This window comes from Pseudomonas sp. CVAP#3, from assembly GCF_018986375.1.
Classification (GTDB): Bacteria; Pseudomonadota; Gammaproteobacteria; order Pseudomonadales; family Pseudomonadaceae; genus Aquipseudomonas; species Aquipseudomonas helvetica.
The window spans coordinates 122,731-145,431 of sequence record NZ_JAHMSC010000005.1 but is presented as its reverse complement, the minus strand read 5'-3'; the positions used below and the strand labels follow the sequence as shown (position 1 = coordinate 145,431).

Genomic DNA, 22,701 nt, shown 5'->3' with positions numbered 1-22,701 from the left:
GACCGCCGGCCTGCGCAAAACATTCACGCAATCGATGGAAGTTTTCACTCTGTCATAACGATAGCCGGTTAACGGCTATACCTTATACAGCCACGAGCGAGGTCACCAGCACGGGCATTTTCGGTTTTTTTAACACGATATGCCTCTGCCCGTCGGCCCGAGGATGGCCGCTGCCCCTCAAGCCTGATAAAATCGCGCGCCTTCGTAGACCGGCAACGGCTGGGTACTCTGAAATACTTGCGCGGCAATCGCGTCAGACGTATTTCAGCGCACTCGCCGGACTCGGTCGTTACCCCTGAATCCCCCCTAAAGGCCTGGATCATGAGCAAGCAACCCTCCCTGAGCTACAAGGACGCCGGTGTAGACATCGACGCCGGTGAAGCATTGGTCGAACGCATCAAGAGCGTCGCCAAGCGCACTGCGCGCCCGGAAGTCATGGGCGGCCTGGGCGGTTTCGGCGCCCTCTGCGAAATCCCGGCTGGCTACAAGCAGCCCGTGCTGGTTTCCGGCACCGACGGCGTTGGCACCAAGCTGCGCCTGGCTCTGAACCTGAACAAGCACGACAGCATCGGCATCGACCTGGTTGCCATGTGCGTCAACGATCTGGTGGTCTGCGGTGCCGAGCCGTTGTTCTTCCTCGACTACTACGCCACCGGCAAACTGAACGTCGATACCGCCGCTCAAGTCGTCACCGGCATCGGTGCTGGCTGCGAACTGTCCGGCTGCTCGCTGGTGGGCGGCGAAACCGCTGAAATGCCTGGCATGTACGAAGGCGAAGACTACGACCTGGCCGGCTTCTGCGTGGGCGTGGTCGAGAAGTCGGAAATCATCGACGGTTCGAAAGTCGCGGCTGGCGATGCCCTGCTCGCCCTGCCGTCTTCCGGCCCGCACTCCAACGGCTACTCGCTGATCCGCAAGATCATCGAAGTGTCCGGTGCAGACATCAAAAACATCCAGCTCGACGGCAAGCCGCTGACCGACCTGCTGATGGCGCCAACCCGCATCTACGTCAAGCCGCTGCTCAAGCTGATCAAAGACACCGGCGCAGTCAAGGCCATGGCCCACATCACCGGTGGCGGCCTGCTCGACAACATCCCGCGCGTTCTGCCAAAAGGCGCTCAAGCCGTGGTTGACGTAGCGAGCTGGACCCGTCCGGCGGTGTTCGACTGGCTGCAAGAAAAAGGCAACGTCGACGAAACCGAAATGCACCGCGTGCTGAACTGTGGCGTCGGCATGGTGATCTGCGTTGCTCAGGAGCACGTCGAAACCGCGCTGAACGTACTGCGTGAAGCCGGCGAGCAGCCTTGGGTCATCGGTCAGATCGGCACCGCTGCCGAAGGCGCGGCTCAGGTTGAACTGAAGAACCTCAAGGCGCATTGATGCAAGAGCAGATGTCCGCCACCTGTGATGTCGTGGTGCTGTTGTCCGGCACCGGCAGTAACTTGCAGGCCTTGATCGACGACGTGCAGAACGCGGACAACCCTGTGCGCATTCGCGCGGTGATCTCGAACCGCGCTGACGCCTATGGTCTTCAGCGCGCCAGGGACGCGGGCATCGACACCCGCTCCCTGGATCACAAGGCTTTCGAAGGTCGCGAGGCCTTCGATGCCGCCTTGATCGAATTGATCGACGCCTTCCAACCCAAGCTTGTGGTGCTGGCCGGATTCATGCGTATTCTCAGCGCTGATTTCGTCCGTCACTATCAGGGTCGCCTGCTCAATATCCATCCTTCGCTGCTACCCAAATACAAAGGGTTACACACTCATCAGCGAGCGCTGGAAGCCGGCGACACCGAACATGGCTGCAGCGTGCACTTCGTCACCGAGGAACTCGATGGCGGACCACTGGTCGTACAGGCAGTAATACCGGTAGAGTTGCACGATTCGCCGCAAAGTCTGGCGCAACGGGTTCACGCCCGCGAACACCAGATTTACCCGATGGCCGTACGCTGGTTTGCCGAGGGCCGACTGAGCCTTGGCGAACAGGGTGCTTTACTGGATGGTCAGTTACTCGCGACCAGCGGTCACTTGATTCGAAACTAGGAGATTTTATGCGTCGCGCCCTGCTCTTCGCTTGTGCTCTGCTCGCCCTGCCCCTTGCGCAGGCGGCAGACCTTCAACCGTTCTCCGCCAGCTACACCGCCGACTGGAAGCAGCTCCCGATGAGCGGTTCGGCCGAACGCAGCCTGTCGAAAAATGACAACGGCTCCTGGACCTTGAATTTCAAGGCCTCCATGCTGGTCGCCAGCCTGACCGAAGAAAGCACCCTGAAGCTGGACAAGGACGCCTTGCTACCCCAGTCATATCGCTTCGAACGCGGCGGCCTGGGCAAAGCCAAGAAGGTCAATCTGGACTTCGACTGGACCACCAAGATGGTCACCGGCACTGATCGCGGCGATCCGGTCAAGGTACCGCTGAACACCGGCATGCTGGACAAGTCCACCTACCAACTGGCCCTGCAGCGCGATGTAGCCGCCGGCAAAAAAAGCATGAGCTACCAAGTGGTCGAAGGTGAAGACACCGACACCTACGACTTCCGCGTGATTGGCTCAGAGAAAGTCCAGACCAAAGCGGGCTCGGTCGATGCGATCAAGGTCGAACGTGTTCGCGACCCGACACAGAACAAGCGCATCACCGAAATGTGGTTCGCCAAGGACTGGGGCTACATCCTGGTAGCCCTGCGCCAGGTCGAGACCGACGGCAAGGAGTACAACATCATGCTCCTCGACGGTACGGTCGACGGCAAGGCTGTCAAAGGCAGCTAAGCAAGCAGCTCGAAATGAAGAAGCCTCGCGATTGCGGGGCTTTTTTTCGTCTGTCGTTTTGTGTCCAAGCCGTTGGAAACATGAAACTTCTGTCATGAAACCCGGCACCCTGCGACCGAATGTCACGGACTGCAAGGGCTGCGGGATTTTTTCAATTTCTGCAAAAGATCATTACCGCGCACAAGCATTTACTTAGCAAGCTAACAAAATATATAACAAAGGCCTGCACACGCCTTGCTGCAGAACAATTGAGATTGGAGCCAGCAGATGACTGTAAAAGTAACTGAACGCGACGATTCACATAAATCCCACGAAGGCGTAGCCGCCGGCATCCGGATCTGGGACGTCTATCAACAAGACATGCTGGTGGGGATGTTCCACTCCGAGAGCGATGCCCACAGCTACAAGGCCGAACTGGAAAATCTGGAACAGCAACGAGACGTCCGTTCCGTGTAATGACCGCATTGAAAACAACAAACCCCGCCTATGTGCGCAATGCTGTTCACTTAAGGAAGTCTGGAGGCCTGAGAAGTATCTGTGGCGAGGGAGCTTGCTCCCGCTGGACTGCGTAGCAGGCCCAATTCAGGGCCGCTTCGCGCCCCAGCGGGAGCAAGCTCCCTCGCCACAACTGCGGATATGCCTGAAACATCGGCTTAAGTGAACAGCATTGCGCACCTGTGCGGGTCTTTTTTTTGACTGCCCTAACTAAATACCACCAGGCCCCATCGCCAGCTCTCTACCTTGCGATTCAGCCAGTCGGCGGTGTACTCAACCGCCAGCAAAACGTCATAAGGAAATGACCATGCCCGACAGTTCAACGACCAGGCCGGTATCCGGCGCCTCGGCCCCCCTCTTCAGTGATTTACTAAGGCAACTGTCCTCCGGTCCCTCAATCCGCGAGGTTGCCTCAAGCGCACTGCGGCCGGCACTCAAAGCGCTGTACCCTCAACTGGACATCAATCCCGCTCTCGTCTTCGTCGTGACGCCGACATGGCAAATCATCGAGGGGGAAGTGGTGCCCGGCATCAGTCGGGTTGAATCACTCACAGGTACGCTGGCCAGACATGGCCTGCACAAAACAGCCGTGACCTATATCGATGGCGAGCATTACCTCTCGCGGCAACCAAACGGCGGCACACCGATCCAGCTCCCAGTCAAAATCGATGCGATCGGACGCCTGATCAACGAGCTAGCGCCATTGCTGTTCGTGGCGTATCAAGAACAGCAACTGGACTTCTGGAACCAGACCGGTAGCGCGGCAATGCCCCGTTGGCAGGAACTGTCTCGCTCGCTGCACAAGATCTGGAATGTCGACAACGTCAAAGGCTGGGACGACGATCAGTGCGCAATGGCCCGCAACCTCTTCAATTACCCGGACCTGGCGGTACGGCTACCCCACGACAAATACCTGAGCAGGAGCTATCTGATCGATCTGGATATTCAGGACGGCGAAACGTCGAAACACATCCGCCTCCTTGATATTGCTGTGCTGATCGGTGTTGTCGGGACGCGCACACTGATCCTCACGTATTCGATTGCCAACGACTTCCAGTCGTTCGACACCCTGGAGCAACTGGGCCAGTCATTGCTCGCCCACCTCGAAACGCCAGCAACTGCCGTGCAATGGCGGCTGTTTGAGCCGAGCGGCAACTTTTTCGACCTCCTGGCTTGCACCATAATTGCCAGTCAAAGCGACGCAATAGGCGTTATAGACCCCTCCACTCCACGTCCTGCATCCAAACCCGGACATCACGTCAGCAGTGTCGCGAACGACTTCGATGGGGTGAGTGCCAAAGAGCATTCGCGCTTCAACCGAATACACGACTTGCTACCCGCCTGGCTTGCGAAGGCCTCGTCAGCGGATCTCAGCTCCTACAGCCGATACTTGTTGGACCTGGCACAACTGCAAGGTGAAAACGCAGGCAGATCCTTTCAGGATGGCATTCCATCGATCCAGGACTTTGCCCTCCAGGCCATTCGGCGTCAGATGCTCATAGAACATCCCGACGCAGCGAAGCTGAAACTCGAAGACATCGAAATCGTCGTCACCAGCCCCGTCGTCTGGGGCACCTTCGTGCTTCCCGGCAAGACCGATATCACCAGAATTCCTCTCACCGAACTTGCACTGGAGAACCTGATTGCGATCCCTCTTGGCAACAAGATCGTGCATTGCAAAAACGCTGATGCGGTCCCGGTATGGATGACACCAACCTACCTCGAAGGACTGGTGAGTCAGGTAAATATCGGCCAGACCTACCCCGCACTCATCAAGCGCACATTGATCGACGCCACCCTGGACACACAGCGCAGACAAAACCTCTACGCCCGTCATTTGCGCCTGCAACTGCCACTGTTGGCACTGCAAAACAAAATCCGCGGCGAGGCCGGCATCGATGAGCGGGGCTATCGATATGTGGCCGCTGTCATGGCGTCTTCCAGCGAGAACCGCCAAGTGGACGGGCATGAGATCGTCATGCGCCCGCTGGCCTTCTTCCCGAGTCTCGAGCCCGACGCTACGCCCGATGAGGTCGATAACATGTTCGTGATCGGCCCAAGGGTTCAGGGCACCGGACCGGTCTTGCTCTACCGGCCATTGCTCGCTCCTGCGCTAATCCAGTACCCCTCTACCGAGAACCTGCTGTACGCGATCAAGCATTCGAAAGAATTACGCCTGTCTGTGCTCGCCTGGTTACCTGACAGCGCCCGCACCAACTACGCCCGCTACGTTTTCCCTGGTGAGCTGCCCTCGGTCTGGAGCCTGTCGCAATTGCTGGTCGATCCACTGACGCCGCTGACGATGACAGGCCCGATTTCATTCGGTGAAAGGGCGATCGAAGACGAGCTGATGCCAACGCTCTTCAACGCCAATGCCAACGCGTTGATCACTCTGGCGGACCGGCAATCGGTATCAAACGCTGAAAATCGTTGGGCCACGCTCAAGCAAAGTGCCTGGATGATCTTCAATGCCGCCTTGCCTTTCCTCGGACGCACGGTGGGCACGGCCGCCTGGATCTGGCAGATCATGGATGACCTGCAACAGGCAGCCGATGCCAGGGAAAATGCCGATGGCCAGCACGAGTGGGCCGCCTTGACCGACGTTTTCCTGACCCTCGCGATGGTGCTCGTCAGTCACGCAACCGCACCACGCGAATCCGCACAGAAAACCACAACACCCCATAGCAGCGCGCCACGAGAGACAGCGCTTCCAGACAAAGTCAGCGTGACCCGCAAACCCGATGTCGCCACTGACACCCTGCCTGCCTTACACGAAACATCGCTGCACTCAGATACTGCACTGATCCGTTCTCGCTTGAGCCTGGGACACCTGCTCGATAGCTTCAAGATTCCAAAACCCAAAGGCCTTGGCCAACCCGCGATCGAGCAAGGTCCGCACCAACACCTCTCGCCCCTAGGGCAAAAATGGTACGCCAAGGTGAGCGAACGATGGTTTGAGGTCACCGTAAACGATAACGACGATGTGCTGATCACTGACTCCCGACAATCGCCTGTACGTACAGGCCCGTTGTTGATCAGCAACACCGCCGGTGAATGGTTCATCGATACCCGGCTACGACTGCGTGGCGGCGGCTTGAAAAGTCGCAGGGAACAGATGCAGCGCGAGAACAAAGCACGCATCGCCGAACTTCGCACACAACTGGCTGCATTCGACCTGGAGATGGACAGCAAACGCGCCGAGCTGACGAGCGCCCATACCGCCCTGAACAATGCACCCGGCACATCCGCTGAAGCCAGGCGCCAGCTGTTTCTCGACAAACTGGACACACGCCTGAAGGACTATGACGTTGCGCTCGACCGGCTGAAAACCCTGAACAGGCTCGATACGGTGCCCAATTACCGTACCGCCATGGTCGAACTGCTGGGTACTCAGCTGTTCTTCAATCAAACCCGGATCGATCAACAGCAAACCACCTATAACCAGACGCTACGACGTACTTTCGAGCTTCTTGAACAAGCGGAGACAGGAGGAAAAGAGCTGGATCGCGGCACGCTGCAGAAAATGACGGATCTGACCGAAGAGCTCATCAACAAGATCGAATTCGCTCAATCGCGCTTCCAGGAACTGAGCGTGCTCGGAAAGAATGCCACCGAGCTGACCCAAGAGTACAAGCAGAAATTACCCACCTTTGACGTGCAGGATCTGAAAGCATTCCAGGTCACCCTGGCCAAGGAGCTGTGCTTGAAAGACAGCAATACCCCCCTCATGACCGAGGCCAGGATTGCCATGGACAGTATCGGTGAGGATGCCGATCTGACCATTCAGGCATCCCGGGATGTGACCCTTGAGGATAACGAACTCAACCTTGGTGAACGCATCGAGACCCTCAATACCCTGGTGAGTCAGTTCGCAGCCATCGACCAGCGCCTTGAAGACTTCGCAACCGACTACCCCGAGCAGCTTGCTCAGCAGCAGTTTGACCGTCTGCGCAAGCGAACCAATGAGTTCGATCAGGCGACGGTCAACTACCTGGTGCAGTTGCTGCGCGAGCGAGAGGCCCTGGAGCCCAAGCCGGGTCCCTCACCAGTCGCCGCACCGCCGCGCAAAAAAATCATCAAGACCCGTTACAAGGGCATAGTCGTCGGTGAAGTCCGCAAGGACACGCCGGTCGATGAGGTTCTGGTCGACGTCACCGAGCCGATGACAGGCAAAGTCATTGCTACCTTTCATGAGAAAACACCCGGCGTCTGGCTTGAACGAGAGACCGGAAAACCCGCGCCAGCAACCGATCCGAAGCCGGATCTGGGTGCCCGGATAACGCTCGGACAAGCGCTATTCGATGGTCTGGAAGCCTTCATCCAACGAACCAGAGCACACGCAAAGCACCCGAACCGGATTCCGGTGGAAATAGAGGACATGTTCCAACAGCAAGCCCGGAAGCTGAAGCGCGCAGCCGACGGTATTGAAGAGGCCTTGAGTACCGGCAACACCACGAACACTCAATCAGATTCAGCCAAAACCCTGAAAAAACAGCTCACCGAAGCGGTCGCGCGGCTTTACTCGGAGGGTCATATGACCCGGCTGGAAATGATCAAACTGCAACCTCCCACTGCCGCACGCATCGAGTGGTTACGGAGCAAAAACGCTGTCGACATCGTCCGCAACGGCGAACGCAAACGACTCAAAGGCCCTGGGAAGGATTACCTTCAGGAATACGAAATTCTTGACCGAAAAACCCGGAAACCGCTGTGGTACGCGCACTTCCATTACGCCGGGCTGACGGGCCCTGCCGATTCGTTTACGGCGGCTCACCTGAAAACCCGTGACCAACGATTATTGAAGGGGCGCTTCGACTCGCGTGCGACAACCAGCAATCACGAGCTGATTGCGGTCTATCGCAGTGAGATCAGCCCGCAACAGGCCAAAGAGTTGTTCTTCACGCAGACACCCCCCTCTGCCTCAGTGTCGTGAGCCATACGCCCGACTGGAATCCGAGACCCGCGCTGATGCGGGTCTTTTTTTGCACGCATATTTAGTTACCGCCAGGGGCTCTCAGCTTCCCGCTACTTTCGGTGCAACAAGAGTAGACACCTCTCTCATCCTCAACCACCGCCCTCAGGTAACGACCATGACCAGCAATATTCCCCCTCCCCAAGACAACTCGACCCCCCTTGTAGAGAAAAGCGATCTGGTCAACCAGACCAGTCACGGCCCAACGCTGAATCAGGTTGCCTCGCACCTGCTGAATCAGATGCTGAAAGAACTCTACCCAGACCTGAACATCGACCCCGACCACGCGATGATCGCAACACCACAATGGCTTCTGGTAGACGGCCAGATCGAGGCTGGCCCAACTCGATTCGAATCACTGACGCATGCGTTGATCCGCCAGAGCTTTAACGCGGCAACGGTCAACTACATCGAGGGAGAGCACTTTCTCACCCTTGAGCCGAGCGCCAAAAACCCGATTCATCTCGCCGTCAACATCGAGGAAATCGCTGGTGCGCTCAATGACTATGCACCGTTGTTCTTCGTCGAATTCCAGGCACGACAGCTGGAGTTCTGGAACCAGAAGGGACATAAGATCGCGCGCTGGCAGGAACTCTCCGACTCACTGCGCAAGGCGCTGAACGTACGACAGGTCAAAGGTTGGGATGCTGATGAATGTGCCATGGCGCGGGAAATTTCCATGGCTCCCGACAAAGCCACACGTAAAACAGTGAACAGCGACTTTTCAGCGATCCAGGCGTGCCTGATCGACATAGACACTGTCGAAAACGAGGTTGACAGCCACCTCCTCATCGGTGGCGTACTGGTTCTCAAGGCAACGTACCGCAAGCGCGAATTGATTGTGATGTACACCATCGAACACGCTTACGAGTCATTCGACTCGATGGAACAACTGGGTGACTCGCTTCCCGCTCGCCTGGAAGAGCAACTGGCAGGGCGCGCCCTGAAATGGCGGCTTTACGAACCCGATGGCAATGTCTTCGATCACATGGCCTGGGCGTTGGTGTCGACGCAGCTCGATGCCATCGATTCACTCAGGCTCCTCGAGGCGCCAACAAGCGATGTGCTTGAGCCCTATGTCGAGCCCGGCAGCACGGAACACTTGCGGATCCAGCAACTGGCTGCGGCAATTCCCGACTGGCTGCGCAACGCATCAGGCAGCGACATACAAGACTACAGCCGATATGTCACGGCGCTGGGGAAATTGTATCGTCAGCCCGACTACAAGACCGTCAAAGACCAGATTCCCTCCATCACGCAATACGCTCAATACCGAATGCGCGAAGCAATCATTGCCGATCCCCACGCCGTCGGTGCTGCGGACCTGGCGCTGGATGAATTGCGGATCAAGATCACCAACAGTTTCACCGCCAGTGATTTCACGCTTCCCGATCCCCGCAACCAGCACATCGAAACACTCGCCGACTTCGCCCTGGAGAATGAGGCGCCTTACCTGGCGAGCCTCTTCTTCAAAAATGCCGAGCAGGTTCCGGATTGGCTGACGCCCGAGTTCCTCACGACCGTGGCGGCTCGCGTCAATGTCGGCGAGGTCTATCCCAAACAGATCAAGCGCAAACTGATCGATGACCCTGTTGAGTCCCGACGCCAGGAAAAACTCTATAGCGACCAGCTGCGCTTGCTATTGCCGCTCATGGCACTGGAAAGCAAGGTTAAGCAAGAAGCGGGCATTGATGAGCACGGCTACCGATACATCCGTGAGCTGCTCAACCCCGACACGGAGACGGCACAACCGATCGCTATCTACCCCCTCTCGATGACCCCGCAACATCGCTTGATCAGCACCAGCGACACGGTTGCCAACATGTACATCATCAGCCCTCGAAGCGCCGAGAGCGGCTCTTGCCTGCTTTATCGTCCGATGCTGGACCCGCCACTGATGCAGTTCCCCTCCCGGCAAAATTTGCTGTATGCCTTGCACCAACCCGGTGAACTCCGAGATTCGGTGCTGGCATGGCTACCCGACAAGGCACTGAGCTTTGAATACGCTCAATATGTTTTCCCTGCAGGTCTGCCGTCCCCCTGGTTGGTGGCCGAACAGGTTGTCGATCCATTGCTGAGGGTGGACAGGTTCGGACACGTGGTTTTCAAATACGAGGAGATAACCGGCAACATTCTTTCGACACTGTTCAAAAACAACGCACGGACGATCGTCGATTTGGCTGACCGTCAGTCGCAATCAAATGCCGAACGGCGCTGGCGCTTGTTGAAAGACAGCAGCTGGGCGCTGTTCAGCGTCACCTCAAACTTCCTCAGTGGTGCTGTCGGAACCGCTGTCTGGGTCTGGCAGACCATCAACGAAATCCAGCAGGCACTCGATGCCCGAGATCAGGGTGACAGCTTCATCGAATGGACTTCCGTGGCGGATATTCTGCTGGCACTCGGGATCATCCTCAGCCATCACGCCGTGATGCGGCGCAAAACGGCATCGGGCAAACTGCAACCTGCACACCTGCCGGTAGAGGAGCAGATAAAACCACCCACCGCACCGATCACCATTACATTGGACCCCACCCCGCTTGTCGCTGAACTGCCACAGAACCATCGCTCCTCGGTGGAGGTCGCGGGATCCGTGCCGCGCCGCACAATTTCGACGCTGGGCACCTACCTGGACACCCTCAAAGTCTCTGCGCCAAACCTTGCCGACACAGAAATGGACACGGTCAATGAAGCACCTCCCCACCTCTACCAGCTCAACGACAAGACCTATGCACAGGTCGGCGAACGCTGGTTCAACGTCATGCTGGACGCCGACGCTCAGGTCATTCTCATCGATCCCAAAGACGTCACGCGAACCGGCCCTCTGCTAGTCCATAACCAGCAAGGTCAATGGTTCGTGGACACCCGACTGCGTCTGCGCGGCGGCGGCCCGAAAAATCGCCTCAAAAGCCTGAAAGCGGCCAAGGAGCTGCGTAAACATGAACTGGAAAACGCACTGGACTCATTCAAGACCCAGGAACCTGCGAAGGCAAGGGAGCTGGCAAGAGCGCAAACAGACATGTTGACAACTAACGGCGATGCCTACGACCGAATGCTCGGGGTGTACGCGGAAAAACTGGAAGTCTTGATCAATAGTTATGAGCAAGCACTCGAGCAACTGCGAGAGTGGCGCACGCTCGGCGGAACAACAGGCTATACCTACGACTTGCTACGCCTGAGCACTGAGTTGCAGAAGCATCTTTCGCTCTGGTTTACCGCAAAAAAACACCAGTATATCCAAGCCACCAGCGCATTTACTCAAGCCCCCCAGCCGGACACAGCGATCACACGGCAAACCTACATTGACAACATCCGGCGGGCGACAGACCTGAGCCACGCAATGGTCGAGAAACTTGAACTCTCACAAACGGCACTTCAAGGAATGCATGCGGCGGGAAGGCCGGGCATAGCTGAAGCCATAAAAATCAGCAAGCTGCTGCCTTCATTCTCGGCACTGGAACTCAAGGCAAACGAGATAGGCATGGCGCAAGAGCTGTGTATGCAAGAGCAGGCCAGCCCGACAATGTCCCAGGCCCGTAACGCCGTCGGCAGCATTATCGTGAGCGCCGCCGAGGCCGCTCATCAGGTTGCGGACCTGATGAACATTGCAGGCGGTAACGCTGACCCACAAAAACGTATTGAAGACTTCGGCGGACTTGTCGATACCTTTGCCGACACCGATCAAAGAATCCAGGAGTTACCAGACACCTACCCCGGCCTGTTCAAACAGCCTCAACTCGATCATCTGCGAAAACTGATCGAAGAGTTTTCACAACTGGCACACACCCAACTGCATACGTTGCTGCCCGAAAGTGAAGTGTTGATAACGCAGGGCTCAACAGAACCCGCACGTCCCGGCCCATCACGCCTGCCGGTAAAAGTTAGCAAGACCCGCCCTCGCGATCCCGGTAACAGCGAAGTCACCAAAGCCAAGGAAGCTCCACTCAAGGCAGTCATGCCGGGTATCAGCTTGCAGCCAACTACGGTGCTGAGCGATACCGACATCATTGAGGCCGGTCTTGAGCAGAGCCTGGATGTTCAGCCATTTATCAAGCGCACCCGCAAAGACGCGTTGCGACCGCGACGCATCCCCGCCGACATGCAGGATCTGTTCGATCAGTACGCACTCAAACTGGAACAAAGCGCCACGAGCGTTGATCTGGCCATGATCAGGAGCAAAAACGCCGAAGGCACCCCTCCGCCAGTGGCCACCCTTAGCCTGGAACTGCGTCAGGCGGCAATCAAGGTAAGAGAAGCGGGCATCAGCACCCGAGCGAGCCTGTACAAAGAGCGCAAACCCACGCAAAGCAGCTTCAAATGGATGCACGAAAACGAGCAGGTTCGAATCACCCGAAACGAACAAGGCCGAATCCAGACCAAACAGCTCGGGGACTACTTTCAGGAGTACCGGATTCTGGATAAGGCGAACAATGATCAGGCGTTGTGGGTGGCGCATTTCCACTACGAAACCCTCAGGAGTCCAGCAGACACGCCCGCTACTGCTCACCTGAAAGTCACGGACACATACCTGGAGACGCTCACCCCTGAACAGCGGCGACTGTTGACCACCGTCGAACCCATTGATGGTGTGCTACGGAAAATAGTCGACCCGAGCCTGCGTAAACTGTTTCTGGATCTGGAACCCCAGGCAACGCCATGAAGGACGGACGCTGATCGCGACTCCATCCTCCGGCCCCAGCATCACCAGACCTTTTTCAACCGCCCGAGCGCTGCCTTGATCGCCTCCTCGGGCACCGCCGCGAAACCCAGCACCAGCCCGGCGCGCTGGTCTGGCGGGGTGCATGACTCCGGCAGCCAATAGCGGCTCAGGCCACTGATCTCGACATCGACACTCGCCGCGGCGTCGATCAATTCACGTTCACGGGCCTGAGAGTCGACCGCCACCGTCAAGTGCAGACCCGCCGCGACACTTGGCAGGCTGCCAACCCCAGGGATATCCACAGGCCATCCGGCCAACAGCGTGTTGCGACGACTCAAGGCCGCGCGCCGCATACGGCGGATATGCCGCTGAAAGTGCCCGGTGGCCATGAATTCCGCCATCACTGCCTGAGTGCTTACCTCGGAATGGCGCACATCCACCGCACGACGCTGGGCAAACGCCTCTACCAGGCCCATCGGCAACACCAGATACCCCAGGCGCAATGCCGGAAACGCGACCTTGCCGAACGTGCCGACGTAAAGCACCCGGCCCTGCCGATCCAGCGCCGCCAAGGGCGCCAGTGGGGCGCCGCTGTAGCGGTACTCGCCATCGTAGTCGTCCTCGATGATCCAGCCGTCAGTGCGTTCAGCCCAGGCGAGCAATTCCAGACGCCGCGCCAGGCTCATGATCACGCCCGTCGGGTACTGATGAGACGGCGTGACATAGGCCAATCGGCAGTCGCTCAAACCCGCGAGCTCGGCGCAATTGATGCCGTCGTTGTCCACCGAGACCCCATGCAGCCGCGCCCCGGCTACGGCGAAGGCATGCCCAGCCGCGCGATAGCCAGGGTTTTCCACAGCCACCCCATCGCCGGGCTCCACCAGCAGCTGTGCACAAAGGCTAATCCCCTGCTGTGCGCCACTGGTGATCACAATTTGCTCAGCACTGCACTGCATGCCGCGCGCGCTGCGCAGATAGGCCGCGATCAATCCGCGCAAGCGTTCGTCACCTTCGGGCGCGCCGTAACACAGCTGCTGTAAATCCGGCTTGCGCCAGAAAGCCGCACTCAGCTTGGCCCAGACCTCGAACGGGAACAGGTCAAAGGCCGGTACACCGACCCGAAAAGCCCTCGGCGGACCACCCGTGGGCCTGGTCAAATGATGCTTCTCGATCCGCTCCAAAGCACCGCTGTGGATAACTTTACTGGATGTAATCACAGGTAAATCCAGCATTTTTGTGGATAAACCTGTGGGTAAGCCTGTTGATAACTCTGTGGATACTTTTGTGGATAATTTTCTCGCGGGCAACGCGGTTTGCGGCAATTGCGCCACGTAGGTGCCATCACCCACCCGCCCCTCGATGAAACCTTCGGCATAGAGTTGATCGTACGCACGGACCACGCTATTGCGCGAAATCGACAATGCAGCAGCCAGATCACGGCTGGCGGGCAAGCGCGTGCCACTCACCAGCCGACCGTCGAGCACACGCAGGCGTAATGCCTGATAGAGCTGGCGACTCAAACCCTGACGGCGATCGAGTTCGATACCCGCCGGGTTGAACGACAGGGACAGCGGCGGGTTGTTCATGGCAATGGAGCCCCGGTAATGGACCTACAAAATTGGCTGTTAATGGCTCTTACAACAGACCAATAGCCTGCCTAGGATAAAGGCATTCGCCAAGGAAAATTTCCATGTATACCCCCAGCGCATTTGCCATTGAAGACCTTCCCGCACTGCATCAGCAGATCCTCGACACACGTCTGGCCATCCTGGTCACCCACGGCGAGCAAGGTTTGCAGGCCAGCCATGTGCCGCTGCTGCTAAGCCCGGAACAAGGCCCTAATGGCACCCTCTATGGCCACCTTGCCCGAGCCAATCCACAATGGCAGGAGCTGGAAGCCGGGGCCAAGGCGCTGGTGATTTTTGCCGGGGCCGATGCTTACGTCAGCCCGTCGTTCTACCCCAGCAAAGCTGACCACGGCAAAGTCGTGCCGACCTGGAGCTACGTGGCGGTACACGCCTATGGCAACGCCGAAGTGTTCAGCGATGCTCATCGCCTGCGCAATCTGGTCAGCGCCCTGACCGATCGCCATGAACGCGACCGCACCCAGCCGTGGAAAGTCGATGATGCGCCGGCCCATTACATTGACGGTATGCTCAAGGCCATCGTCGGCTTCGCCCTGCCGATCCAGCGTCTGGAAGGCAAGCGCAAGCTCAGCCAGAACCGCAGTACCGCAGACATCGCCGGCGTGCGCGAAGGGCTGATCGCCAGCGCCAACCCGCACGACCAGGCCCTCGCCCATTTGATGCCAAAGGAATGATCATGAGCCAAATTGAAATTCGCCGCGTTACCGCCAATGACCACGCCGCCTGGCAACCGTTGTGGCAAGCCTACTTGCGCTTCTACGACACCGAATTGCCCAACGCTGTTTATCAGAGTACATGGCAACGCTTGCTCGACCCGAACGAACCCACCAACGGCGCCCTTGCCTGGCTCGATGGCAAGGCAGTGGGTCTGGTGCACTTCATTTACCAGCGCTCGAACTGGAGCATCGAAAACGCCTGCTACCTGCAAGACCTGCTGGTGGCCCCTGAGCAGCGTGGTACTGGTATCGGTCGATTGCTGATCGAATTCGTCTATGCCACGGCAAAGGCCGACGGTTGCTGCAAGGTTCATTGGCTGACCCACGAAACCAACGCCACCGCGATCCAGCTCTACGAGCGCATTGCCGAGCGTCCTGGTTACATCCAGTTTCGCAAAGGCCTTTAAGGTTCAAGGAGAGCAACATGTCGACTTCACTCGCTGACTGGAAAGGTGTTCCAGCGCCCTCGGTTCAACTGATCGAAGGACGCTTCATTCGCCTGGAAAAACTCGACCCGGCGCGCCACGCCGACGGCTTGTTCAAAGCCCTGCAAGGCCCGGGCGCCGACCCGAAGTTGTGGGATTACTTGCCTTACGGCCCGTTTCCGGAACGTAGCGCGTTCAACGATTGGCTGAACAATCACGCCGCCAACAGCGACCCGTATTTCTTCTGCATCGTCGACCGCACCAGCGGCGATGTGCAGGGCATGCTCAGCCTGATGTCGATCGTCCCGGCCCACGGCCGCATCGAAATCGGCCACGTCACCTTTGGCGCAGCGATGCAGCGCTCACCAAAAAGCACCGAAGCGGTGTACCTGCTGGCCAAAGAATCGTTCGCCCTGGGCTACCGTCGCCTGGAGTGGAAGTGCAACAACGGCAACGCCCGCTCCAAATACGCCGCCGAACGCCTGGGCTTCAGCTTCGAAGGCGTGTTTCGCCAGCACATGGTGGTCAAGGGCCAGAACCGCGACACCGCGTGGTATTCGATTCTGGATTCGGAATGGCCGGCGATCGGGGCGGGGTTTGAGAAGTGGCTGTCTGATGAGAATCAGACGGACTCAGGGCAGTTGAAAACACTGGCTGAGTGCCGCGCCTAAAGATCGTTCCCACGCTCTGCGTGGGAATGCAGCCCGTGACGCTCCGCGTCACATTCAAGAGCGGACGCAGAGCGTCCAGTGAGGCATTCCCACGCGGGAGCGTGGGAACGATCTTTAGGCCAACTTCTGCGCCAACACCGCTATATGCTCCGGGCCAATCCCGCAGCAACCACCGAGATGGCTCGCGCCGCGCTTCTGCCAATCGGCTGCCCAATGCAGGTAACCGGGCGGATCGAGGTCTTCGCGCAACGGGTCCAGACCATCATTGGCCGTGGCCTCTTTCGGTTGTGGCGGGAAGGCGTTGGCGTACGCGCCGATGTGAGTCTTCACACCCAAACGCTCGAAGGTTTCCCGCGCAGCATCAATCGCCGCACCGATTACTTCCGGCTGGCTGCAGTTGAACAGCAACGTCTCGACACCCAGCTCTGCAGCCACCGCAGCGGCATCGGCCACGGGTTCGCCCGAACGCAAACGCGGCACTTCGTCCGTGTCTTCATCCTTCAGGGTAAACGACAACCAGAACGGCTTGCCGTCCTTTGGCAAACCGGCATGAATAGCCCGCGCCTCGACAATCGAACTCTGGGTTTCGGCCAGCCACAGGTCGACATGAGGTGCCAGCCCCGTGACCAATGGCGTCAGCAACTCAGTCACCCGGGCAGCATCAAAAAGGTCCGGACGATATGAGCCGAACAGCGGCGGCAATGAACCCGCCACACGCACGGGCTGTTTAGCCGCGTCGGCTGCACGCCGTGCCAGCTCCCCCGCCAATGCGGCGAGCGCCTGACCTTCAGCTGCAAAACGTTCTTCACCAATATGAAACGGCACCACCGCGTAGCTGTTGCTGGTGATCACGTTTGCACCGCTTTCGATATAAGCCGTATGGACGGCCTCAATCGCTTGCGGCGCTTCGCTCAAGGCCAGCGCGGACCACTCGGGCTGCCTGAACGGCGCGCCTCGGCGTTGCAGTTCGCGACCCATACCGCCATCCAGAATTACCGTGCTGCCTGCGTCCATATGTTTTTTTCTCATATGCTTATGAAAATAACTCACTACCAGAGTCGTCCTTATAACTATTAAATACGCACCATTCCGTTAATAACAACTTCTTTTTTAGTCAGGAACTGCCCGTGAAACTTCAACCGCTACTGGCCCTGGGCCTGACGATTCTCGCTGCTTCTTCCCAAGCCTTTGCCGGCGCCACGCTGGATCGTATCGAGCAAAAGAAAGAGTTGGTGGGCGTGCTGATGGAAAGCTATCCGCCGTTCTCGTTCCTCAACGATCAGAACCAGCTCGACGGTTTCGACGTCGATGTGGCCAAAGCCGTGGCGGACAAACTTGGCGTCAAACTGCGTCTCGAAACGCCGTCCTGGGACGTGATCGCTGCCGGACGCTGGAGCGGTCGTTATGACATCTGCATCTGCTCCATGACCCCGAGCAAGGCCCGCGCCGAAGTCTTCGATTTCCCGGTGGAGTACTACGCGTCTCCAGCCGTGATCGTGGTCAATGCCAAAGACGATCGCATCCATGGCGCCAAAGACCTGAGCGGCAAAAAAGTCGGCCTCACCAGCGCGTCCAGCTACGAAAGCTACCTGAACAAAAACCTGGTGATCGAAGGCGCTGAAGACACCCGATTGCAGTACCCGTTCGAGAACGTACAGATCGCCCCGTATGACACCGACAACGTCGCCTTCCAGGATCTGAGCCTGGGCGCCGGCGTGCGACTGGATGCGGTCCTCACCAACCTTGTGACCGCACAACCGCGCCTGACCCAGGACCAGCGCTTCAAGCTTGCCGGCGAGCCGCTGTACTCGGAACCCAACTCCGTGGCCATCGAAAAGGGTGATGCCCAGTGGGATGGCAAAGTGCGCGAAGTCTTTGCCCAGTTGAAACAGGACGGCACCCTGACCCGGCTGTCACAAAAATGGATCGGCGCCGATATCAGTAAATGACTTCTTTCCCCAAACCTCCTCAGCCGCCGCAACCGGTGGCTGAGTCATTGCTCAAACGCGTCTTTGGCTTTCGTACGCGCCTGTATCTCACCTGGGCGACGATGCTGGGTCTGTTCGCGAGTTTCTTCCTGAGCTTCGACCTGAAGTTCTCGATCATCCTCGACAAGCTGCCGAACCTGATCGGCCTGCATCTGGCGCCTAACGGCTTCTTGCAAGGCGCAGCACTGACACTGTTTTTGTGCCTGTGCTCGATTGTCGCCTCGTCGCTGCTGGGTTTCATCACCGCCCTGGCGCGGTTGTCGAAGAGTGCCGTGGCGTTCGGCATCGCCAGTTTCTACGCGTCGTTTTTTCGTGGCACGCCGCTGCTGATTCAGATCCTGTTGATCTACCTCGGCCTGCCGCAGCTGGGTATTGTCCCCGGTGCCATTGCCGCCGGGATCATTGCGTTATCGCTGAATTACGGTGCGTACCTGAGCGAAATCTTCCGCGCCGGCATCGTCGGTGTACCTCATGGCCAGCGCGAAGCTTCCCTCGCGCTGGGGATGCGCGAGTCGGTGATCTTCTGGCGAGTCACCCTGCCACAGGCCATGCGCACCATCATCCCGCCCACCACCAACCAATTCATCTCGATGCTCAAAGACTCGTCACTGATCTCGGTGATGGGCGTCTGGGAAGTGATGTTCCTGGCGCAGTCGTATGGCCGTTCCAGTTATCGCTACATCGAAATGCTGAGCACGGCAGCGATCATTTACTGGCTGTTGTCGATTGGTCTGGAGTTGATTCAGGCGCGGATGGAGCGGCATTACGCGAAGGCGTACAAGCAGCGGAGCTAGGGGTTCAGCTGATCGTACGCCAAATCTTCACCACACCCATTTGCATCCCGAATGGGCGGAACACGGCGTTAAGTGATTTGAGCGTCTGGTTCCCTTCTCCGTGCTCGATGTGCACCAGCGTACGCACGGAGATTTTGCACATCTTTGCGAACTGGCTTTGGTGTAAACCGGTTACCTCAACTCGCAATTGGCGCACCGCTTCGCCGATAGCCAATGTGTCATTGGCTAACCCTTGCTGAATACTTTCGATCAGCAGTGTTCGCTCTGCCACTGTCATGCTCATTGCAGCCCCCACTCCCTTAAACGCTGCTCAAGATGTCGCAGAGCAATGCGAGGGTGATTCATCGTCACCTCAGGCAGACCGCTTTCGGTCAGTATGTCCGGCAGCGCACGCAAGCGATTGGCTTGCTCGCGCAACCGCTCGAAGACCACCTGCGAATCGACAATCCCCGTTAACGCATTACAGACGCCACGCCAATCGACATCCCCCGCCACCTCCAGATCCCGCGGCCATTTTGTGGTCCGGGTGATGCCTTCATCGTCCATGACCATCGGTGCCAAGTCGTAGATCGGAGACAGTTCAAACGAATTGGCATGGCGGATGATCGCGGTGTTACGTCCATGGTTATCTGAGTTGCCGAGTATTTTGTTGAGCAGGTCACGACGCAGGTAGTCCACGACCAGATCCTCAATGTGCGCCGCTTGTCCAGTCGACCGCCAAAGGTCGGCGAGGAGCCGGATCACCTCCAAGTGATCCATGGGGCTTCCCGGGGTAGTCACTCCGGCCAGCGAGTAAATCGACTCAACCGCCAGTCGCTCAACGCCCTGCTCGCTTATACGACGGTCAAAACGCTGCATCCACAAACTGGGTTTTGTCGCCTCTTCCAAAGCCAGCCCAGCTGTCGCCACGGTGTCGATGCCAAGCATCTGCAGCGCCTTGTAGTAATGGAACTCGCTTCTGAGGATGTCTTTGTCGGTTTGTGTGCCTTGGTTACGAGCGAACTTCACAAACCAGTGCTGTGCCACCTCGGTGTCATCCAGCACTGCATCCGGATACAGCAGGCCTTCACGGTTTTCTGTCAGCAACAGCTTGGGCGCTTCACCACCTGCCCCCGTCGCACCACCAATGGCTGCACCTTGTTCGTAGGCATATTCCAGAAAGCGATTGTCGCGCGAGATCACGTCGTCACGCTGAAAGCCCACTGCCGGGCGGCTGCTCAGTGTTTCAAGCGACTCCTTGATCCGCATATTGCCAATGGGGGCCGATGTACTGCGTGCCAGTAAAAACAGGTCGGCGCTAATGCCCTCTGGCTTGTCGCGACCAATGTGCGTCATGAGGAACCGTTTGGCTGCCCCCGCTGGCGCAATGTCGTGCAAGAACGCCGGAGCAGTCAAGGTTCGCTGCCCCTCCCAGGCTATCGGGACATTGGCGCTCACAGCCCCAGCGAAAGGACTTGGTATATCGTTGATGTTGTCGATCAGATAACCCAATTCGTAGCCAAAGTTGCACCGACTGGCGAAGCCTTGCTCCGGGTCATCAAAGCTCAGGACCATAGCATCCTGCCATTCCCCAGCCGAATGAATTTGTAGCGTTAGCGTCAGCATTGCTTGCTCCTGCAATTTAATACATTTGCAAAGGCTTAAAACATGAGGCGATTGCAATATAGTGCATAAATTAAGTCCGCACACGGCAAAAATATGCATTTAAATGCATACAAAAGATAATTCCAGACAATTAAATGCATTAAACTGCGTTTTCGCGCGATTGAAGCCCACACATCAATCTGGAAAAAACCTCTGCATGCTAGAAGCATGGCCTGATTGGACAGTGGCAGACGCGTTTCCGAGCCTTCGCCAATCGACACATCCGAGAACGACGTAAGGCAAAACGTCAGTGCATGGAGGCCAGTGATCATGTGGCTTCGTGGGCTGGTCCTTTTCTACAACCGAAGCTCCAGCGCCTTGCACAAGAGCCGGAAATACCCGGCATCGGGGCATGCGCCCGCCCTTTTAGAGTTCGACCTCCCCAAGGAAGAGGTCGCATTCAATGCCCATTTTGCACACTCATCGTCCACACCATCTCGCCCTGGCGATCGCCCTCGCCTTCGGCTGCATCAACATGTCCCATGCTCAGCAAATAGAGCCCACAGTAACCGCAGCCAAACCCAGTCCCGTAAAAGCCCGAAAACCTGCGAAACCTAAACCCGCCCCTCAGGACTCCGTCAGACATCGCCTACCCGACGTCCCCGTTACCACCGCAGCGGCGTTGATCACCTCCGATAACAGACAAGACGCTCCTGACCCTGTTTCTGATCCTGTTCCGCTGCTCGTCGAGAACATGATTGACCCCAAAGAACCCACGGCAAGTGAAGGATTGAGCGCGGCACTGACACCTGAACTCCCGGCGGAAGTGGTGACCAATGCCCCCCCGGTCGCCAACAACCTTGACTCCGATAAACCCGACACAACACAGACACCGAAGACGGTTGCGAACAATGCCGCCATCAATGCCCTGCTCACCAGCAACATCGAAACAGCCCCTATAGCGGCGGAACAACTGGCCGGCGTCAGCAACGCCAACCTCGCCAATGCCACCTTGAGCAGTGTCCGGCCGGTCAGCGCGAGCATGCTTTCGACCCTGCGCGAGATGAGCAACGATGCAAGCCTGCAAGACCGCTCGGCAACCGGTCACGATACCAACGGCAGGGTCTGGGTCCAGGCGCTGGGCAACTCCGCAACCCTCGATGACAAACAGGACGACAGCGCATTGCGACAACGCACTCACGGTGTAGTGGTGGGGGCCGACTGGTCACTCGACAATGAATGGCGCGCAGGCGTACTCGGTGGCAAATCACAAACACGCCTGGACGGGGTATTACTGGACGGCGATCTCGACAGCTGGCACCTCGGTGCCTATGCCTTGCGTCAAAGCGGCCCGCTGGTATTGCGACTGGGTGCGACTTACAGCAGTCATGACGGAACCACCAAACGCAACATTGCCTTCAATGGTTACAGCGACCCACTCAAAGGCAGCTACGACGCCAGCAGCCAGCAGGTTTTCGCCGAAGTCGGTTACAACCTGAGCAGTGGCGCCCTGCAGGCCGAGCCTTTCGCAAGCCTGGGGTATGAACATTATCAACGTGACAGCTACCGGGAAAAAGGTGGAGATGCTGCGCTGAAAGTCGACAAACAAACCCAACGCAACTTCAACAGTATCTTTGGCCTGCGACTGGCACACCGCAGCGACCTGGAAAACGGCATGAGCCTGACCCCGCGTATGAGCACTGGCTGGAAGCACACCTACGGCGATGTCAGCAGCCACATACATCAGACCTTTTTGGTCGGTGGCGAGTCGTTCTACGTCGGTGGCATTCCACTGGACCGCAACAGCCTGACACTGGAAGCGGGGTTGGACTTGAGGGTCACGAAGCAGCACTCCCTCAGTGTTGCCTACAACGGCGAGATAAGCAGCAATAGCCACGAAAACGGCGTGATGGGTCAGTGGCGGATGAACTTCTAACGTCCACAAATCCGCGGCGAAAAAAAGGGGGGCACATGCCCCCCCGAGGTAAA

The 22,701-nt window shown here is 57.8% G+C and carries 16 protein-coding genes; 12 read left to right on the top strand and 4 right to left on the bottom strand.

Translation table 11 applies throughout. The annotated features are described in order from the left end of the window. Nucleotides 1–321: 321 nt before the first annotated feature. From purM to KRR23_RS11220, 6 genes are all read left to right on the top strand, one after another. Nucleotides 322–1,380: a phosphoribosylformylglycinamidine cyclo-ligase gene (purM, locus tag KRR23_RS11245; protein ID WP_216742554.1), complete on the top strand. Its 1,059-nt coding sequence runs from the start codon at nt 322–324 to the stop codon at nt 1,378–1,380. Nucleotides 1,381–1,391: 11 nt separating this feature from the next. Then, entirely contained in the window at nt 1,392–2,042 is a 651-nt protein-coding gene (gene purN / locus KRR23_RS11240) for a phosphoribosylglycinamide formyltransferase (RefSeq protein ID WP_216742696.1), read from the top strand. An 8-nt stretch (nt 2,043–2,050) separates the two neighbouring features. Continuing rightward, nucleotides 2,051–2,764: a DUF3108 domain-containing protein gene (locus KRR23_RS11235; protein WP_216742553.1), complete on the top strand. Its 714-nt coding sequence runs from the start codon at nt 2,051–2,053 to the stop codon at nt 2,762–2,764. 267 nt (nt 2,765–3,031) lie between these two features. Then, nucleotides 3,032–3,220, top strand: coding sequence for a hypothetical protein (locus KRR23_RS11230; protein ID WP_216742552.1), 189 nt, complete (start codon nt 3,032–3,034; stop codon nt 3,218–3,220). A 346-nt stretch (nt 3,221–3,566) separates the two neighbouring features. Further along, nucleotides 3,567–8,192 (top strand): DUF6543 domain-containing protein, encoded by a 4,626-nt coding sequence (locus KRR23_RS11225; protein ID WP_216742551.1) that lies wholly within the window; start codon nt 3,567–3,569, stop codon nt 8,190–8,192. A 157-nt stretch (nt 8,193–8,349) separates the two neighbouring features. Beyond that, nucleotides 8,350–12,888 (top strand): DUF6543 domain-containing protein, encoded by a 4,539-nt coding sequence (locus KRR23_RS11220; protein WP_216742550.1) that lies wholly within the window; start codon nt 8,350–8,352, stop codon nt 12,886–12,888. A gap of 41 nt (nt 12,889–12,929) precedes the next feature. Here the strand turns inward: KRR23_RS11220 and KRR23_RS11215 are convergent, their stop codons facing one another. Continuing rightward, nucleotides 12,930–14,474 (bottom strand): PLP-dependent aminotransferase family protein, encoded by a 1,545-nt coding sequence (locus KRR23_RS11215; RefSeq protein WP_216742549.1) that lies wholly within the window; start codon nt 14,472–14,474, stop codon nt 12,930–12,932. A 104-nt stretch (nt 14,475–14,578) separates the two neighbouring features. On the opposite strand from KRR23_RS11215, the gene KRR23_RS11210 reads away from it, so the two are divergent. From KRR23_RS11210 to KRR23_RS11200, 3 genes are read left to right on the top strand one after another with little or no spacing between them, the layout of a single operon-like run. Further along, nucleotides 14,579–15,208 carry an FMN-binding negative transcriptional regulator gene (locus KRR23_RS11210; RefSeq protein ID WP_216742548.1) on the top strand — a complete coding sequence of 210 codons (630 nt, stop codon included), beginning with the start codon at nt 14,579–14,581 and terminating at the stop codon, nt 15,206–15,208. Between the two features lie 2 nt (nt 15,209–15,210). Further along, nucleotides 15,211–15,657, top strand: a complete 447-nt coding sequence (locus KRR23_RS11205) for a GNAT family N-acetyltransferase (RefSeq protein ID WP_216742547.1) — start codon at nt 15,211–15,213, stop codon at nt 15,655–15,657. Between the two features lie 17 nt (nt 15,658–15,674). Then, nucleotides 15,675–16,346: a GNAT family N-acetyltransferase gene (locus tag KRR23_RS11200; RefSeq protein WP_216742546.1), complete on the top strand. Its 672-nt coding sequence runs from the start codon at nt 15,675–15,677 to the stop codon at nt 16,344–16,346. A gap of 114 nt (nt 16,347–16,460) precedes the next feature. Here KRR23_RS11200 and KRR23_RS11195 read toward each other — a convergent pair whose 3' ends face one another. Beyond that, on the bottom strand, nt 16,461–17,360 hold the full coding sequence (locus KRR23_RS11195; RefSeq protein ID WP_216742545.1) for a homocysteine S-methyltransferase family protein: 900 nt from the start codon (nt 17,358–17,360) through the stop codon (nt 16,461–16,463). Nucleotides 17,361–17,473: 113 nt separating this feature from the next. Between KRR23_RS11195 and KRR23_RS11190 the strand changes: the two genes are divergently transcribed. Continuing rightward, nucleotides 17,474–18,295, top strand: coding sequence for an ABC transporter substrate-binding protein (locus tag KRR23_RS11190; protein ID WP_216742544.1), 822 nt, complete (start codon nt 17,474–17,476; stop codon nt 18,293–18,295). Then, complete coding sequence (locus KRR23_RS11185) at nt 18,292–19,128, top strand: amino acid ABC transporter permease (RefSeq protein ID WP_216742543.1); 837 nt, start codon at nt 18,292–18,294, stop codon at nt 19,126–19,128. The genes KRR23_RS11190 and KRR23_RS11185 overlap by 4 nt, the downstream gene beginning before the upstream one ends. Nucleotides 19,129–19,132: 4 nt before the next feature. Here KRR23_RS11185 and KRR23_RS11180 read toward each other — a convergent pair whose 3' ends face one another. Together KRR23_RS11180 and KRR23_RS11175 are read right to left on the bottom strand one after the other, a co-directional pair. After that, nucleotides 19,133–19,411 carry a helix-turn-helix domain-containing protein gene (locus tag KRR23_RS11180; RefSeq protein ID WP_216742542.1) on the bottom strand — a complete coding sequence of 93 codons (279 nt, stop codon included), beginning with the start codon at nt 19,409–19,411 and terminating at the stop codon, nt 19,133–19,135. Further along, nucleotides 19,408–20,733 carry a HipA domain-containing protein gene (locus KRR23_RS11175; protein WP_216742541.1) on the bottom strand — a complete coding sequence of 442 codons (1,326 nt, stop codon included), beginning with the start codon at nt 20,731–20,733 and terminating at the stop codon, nt 19,408–19,410. Before KRR23_RS11175 ends, KRR23_RS11180 begins: the two co-directional genes overlap by 4 nt. 733 nt (nt 20,734–21,466) lie before the next feature. On the opposite strand from KRR23_RS11175, the gene KRR23_RS11170 reads away from it, so the two are divergent. Continuing rightward, on the top strand, nt 21,467–22,648 hold the full coding sequence (locus KRR23_RS11170) for an autotransporter domain-containing protein (protein WP_253912031.1): 1,182 nt from the start codon (nt 21,467–21,469) through the stop codon (nt 22,646–22,648). Nucleotides 22,649–22,701: the final 53 nt, after the last annotated feature.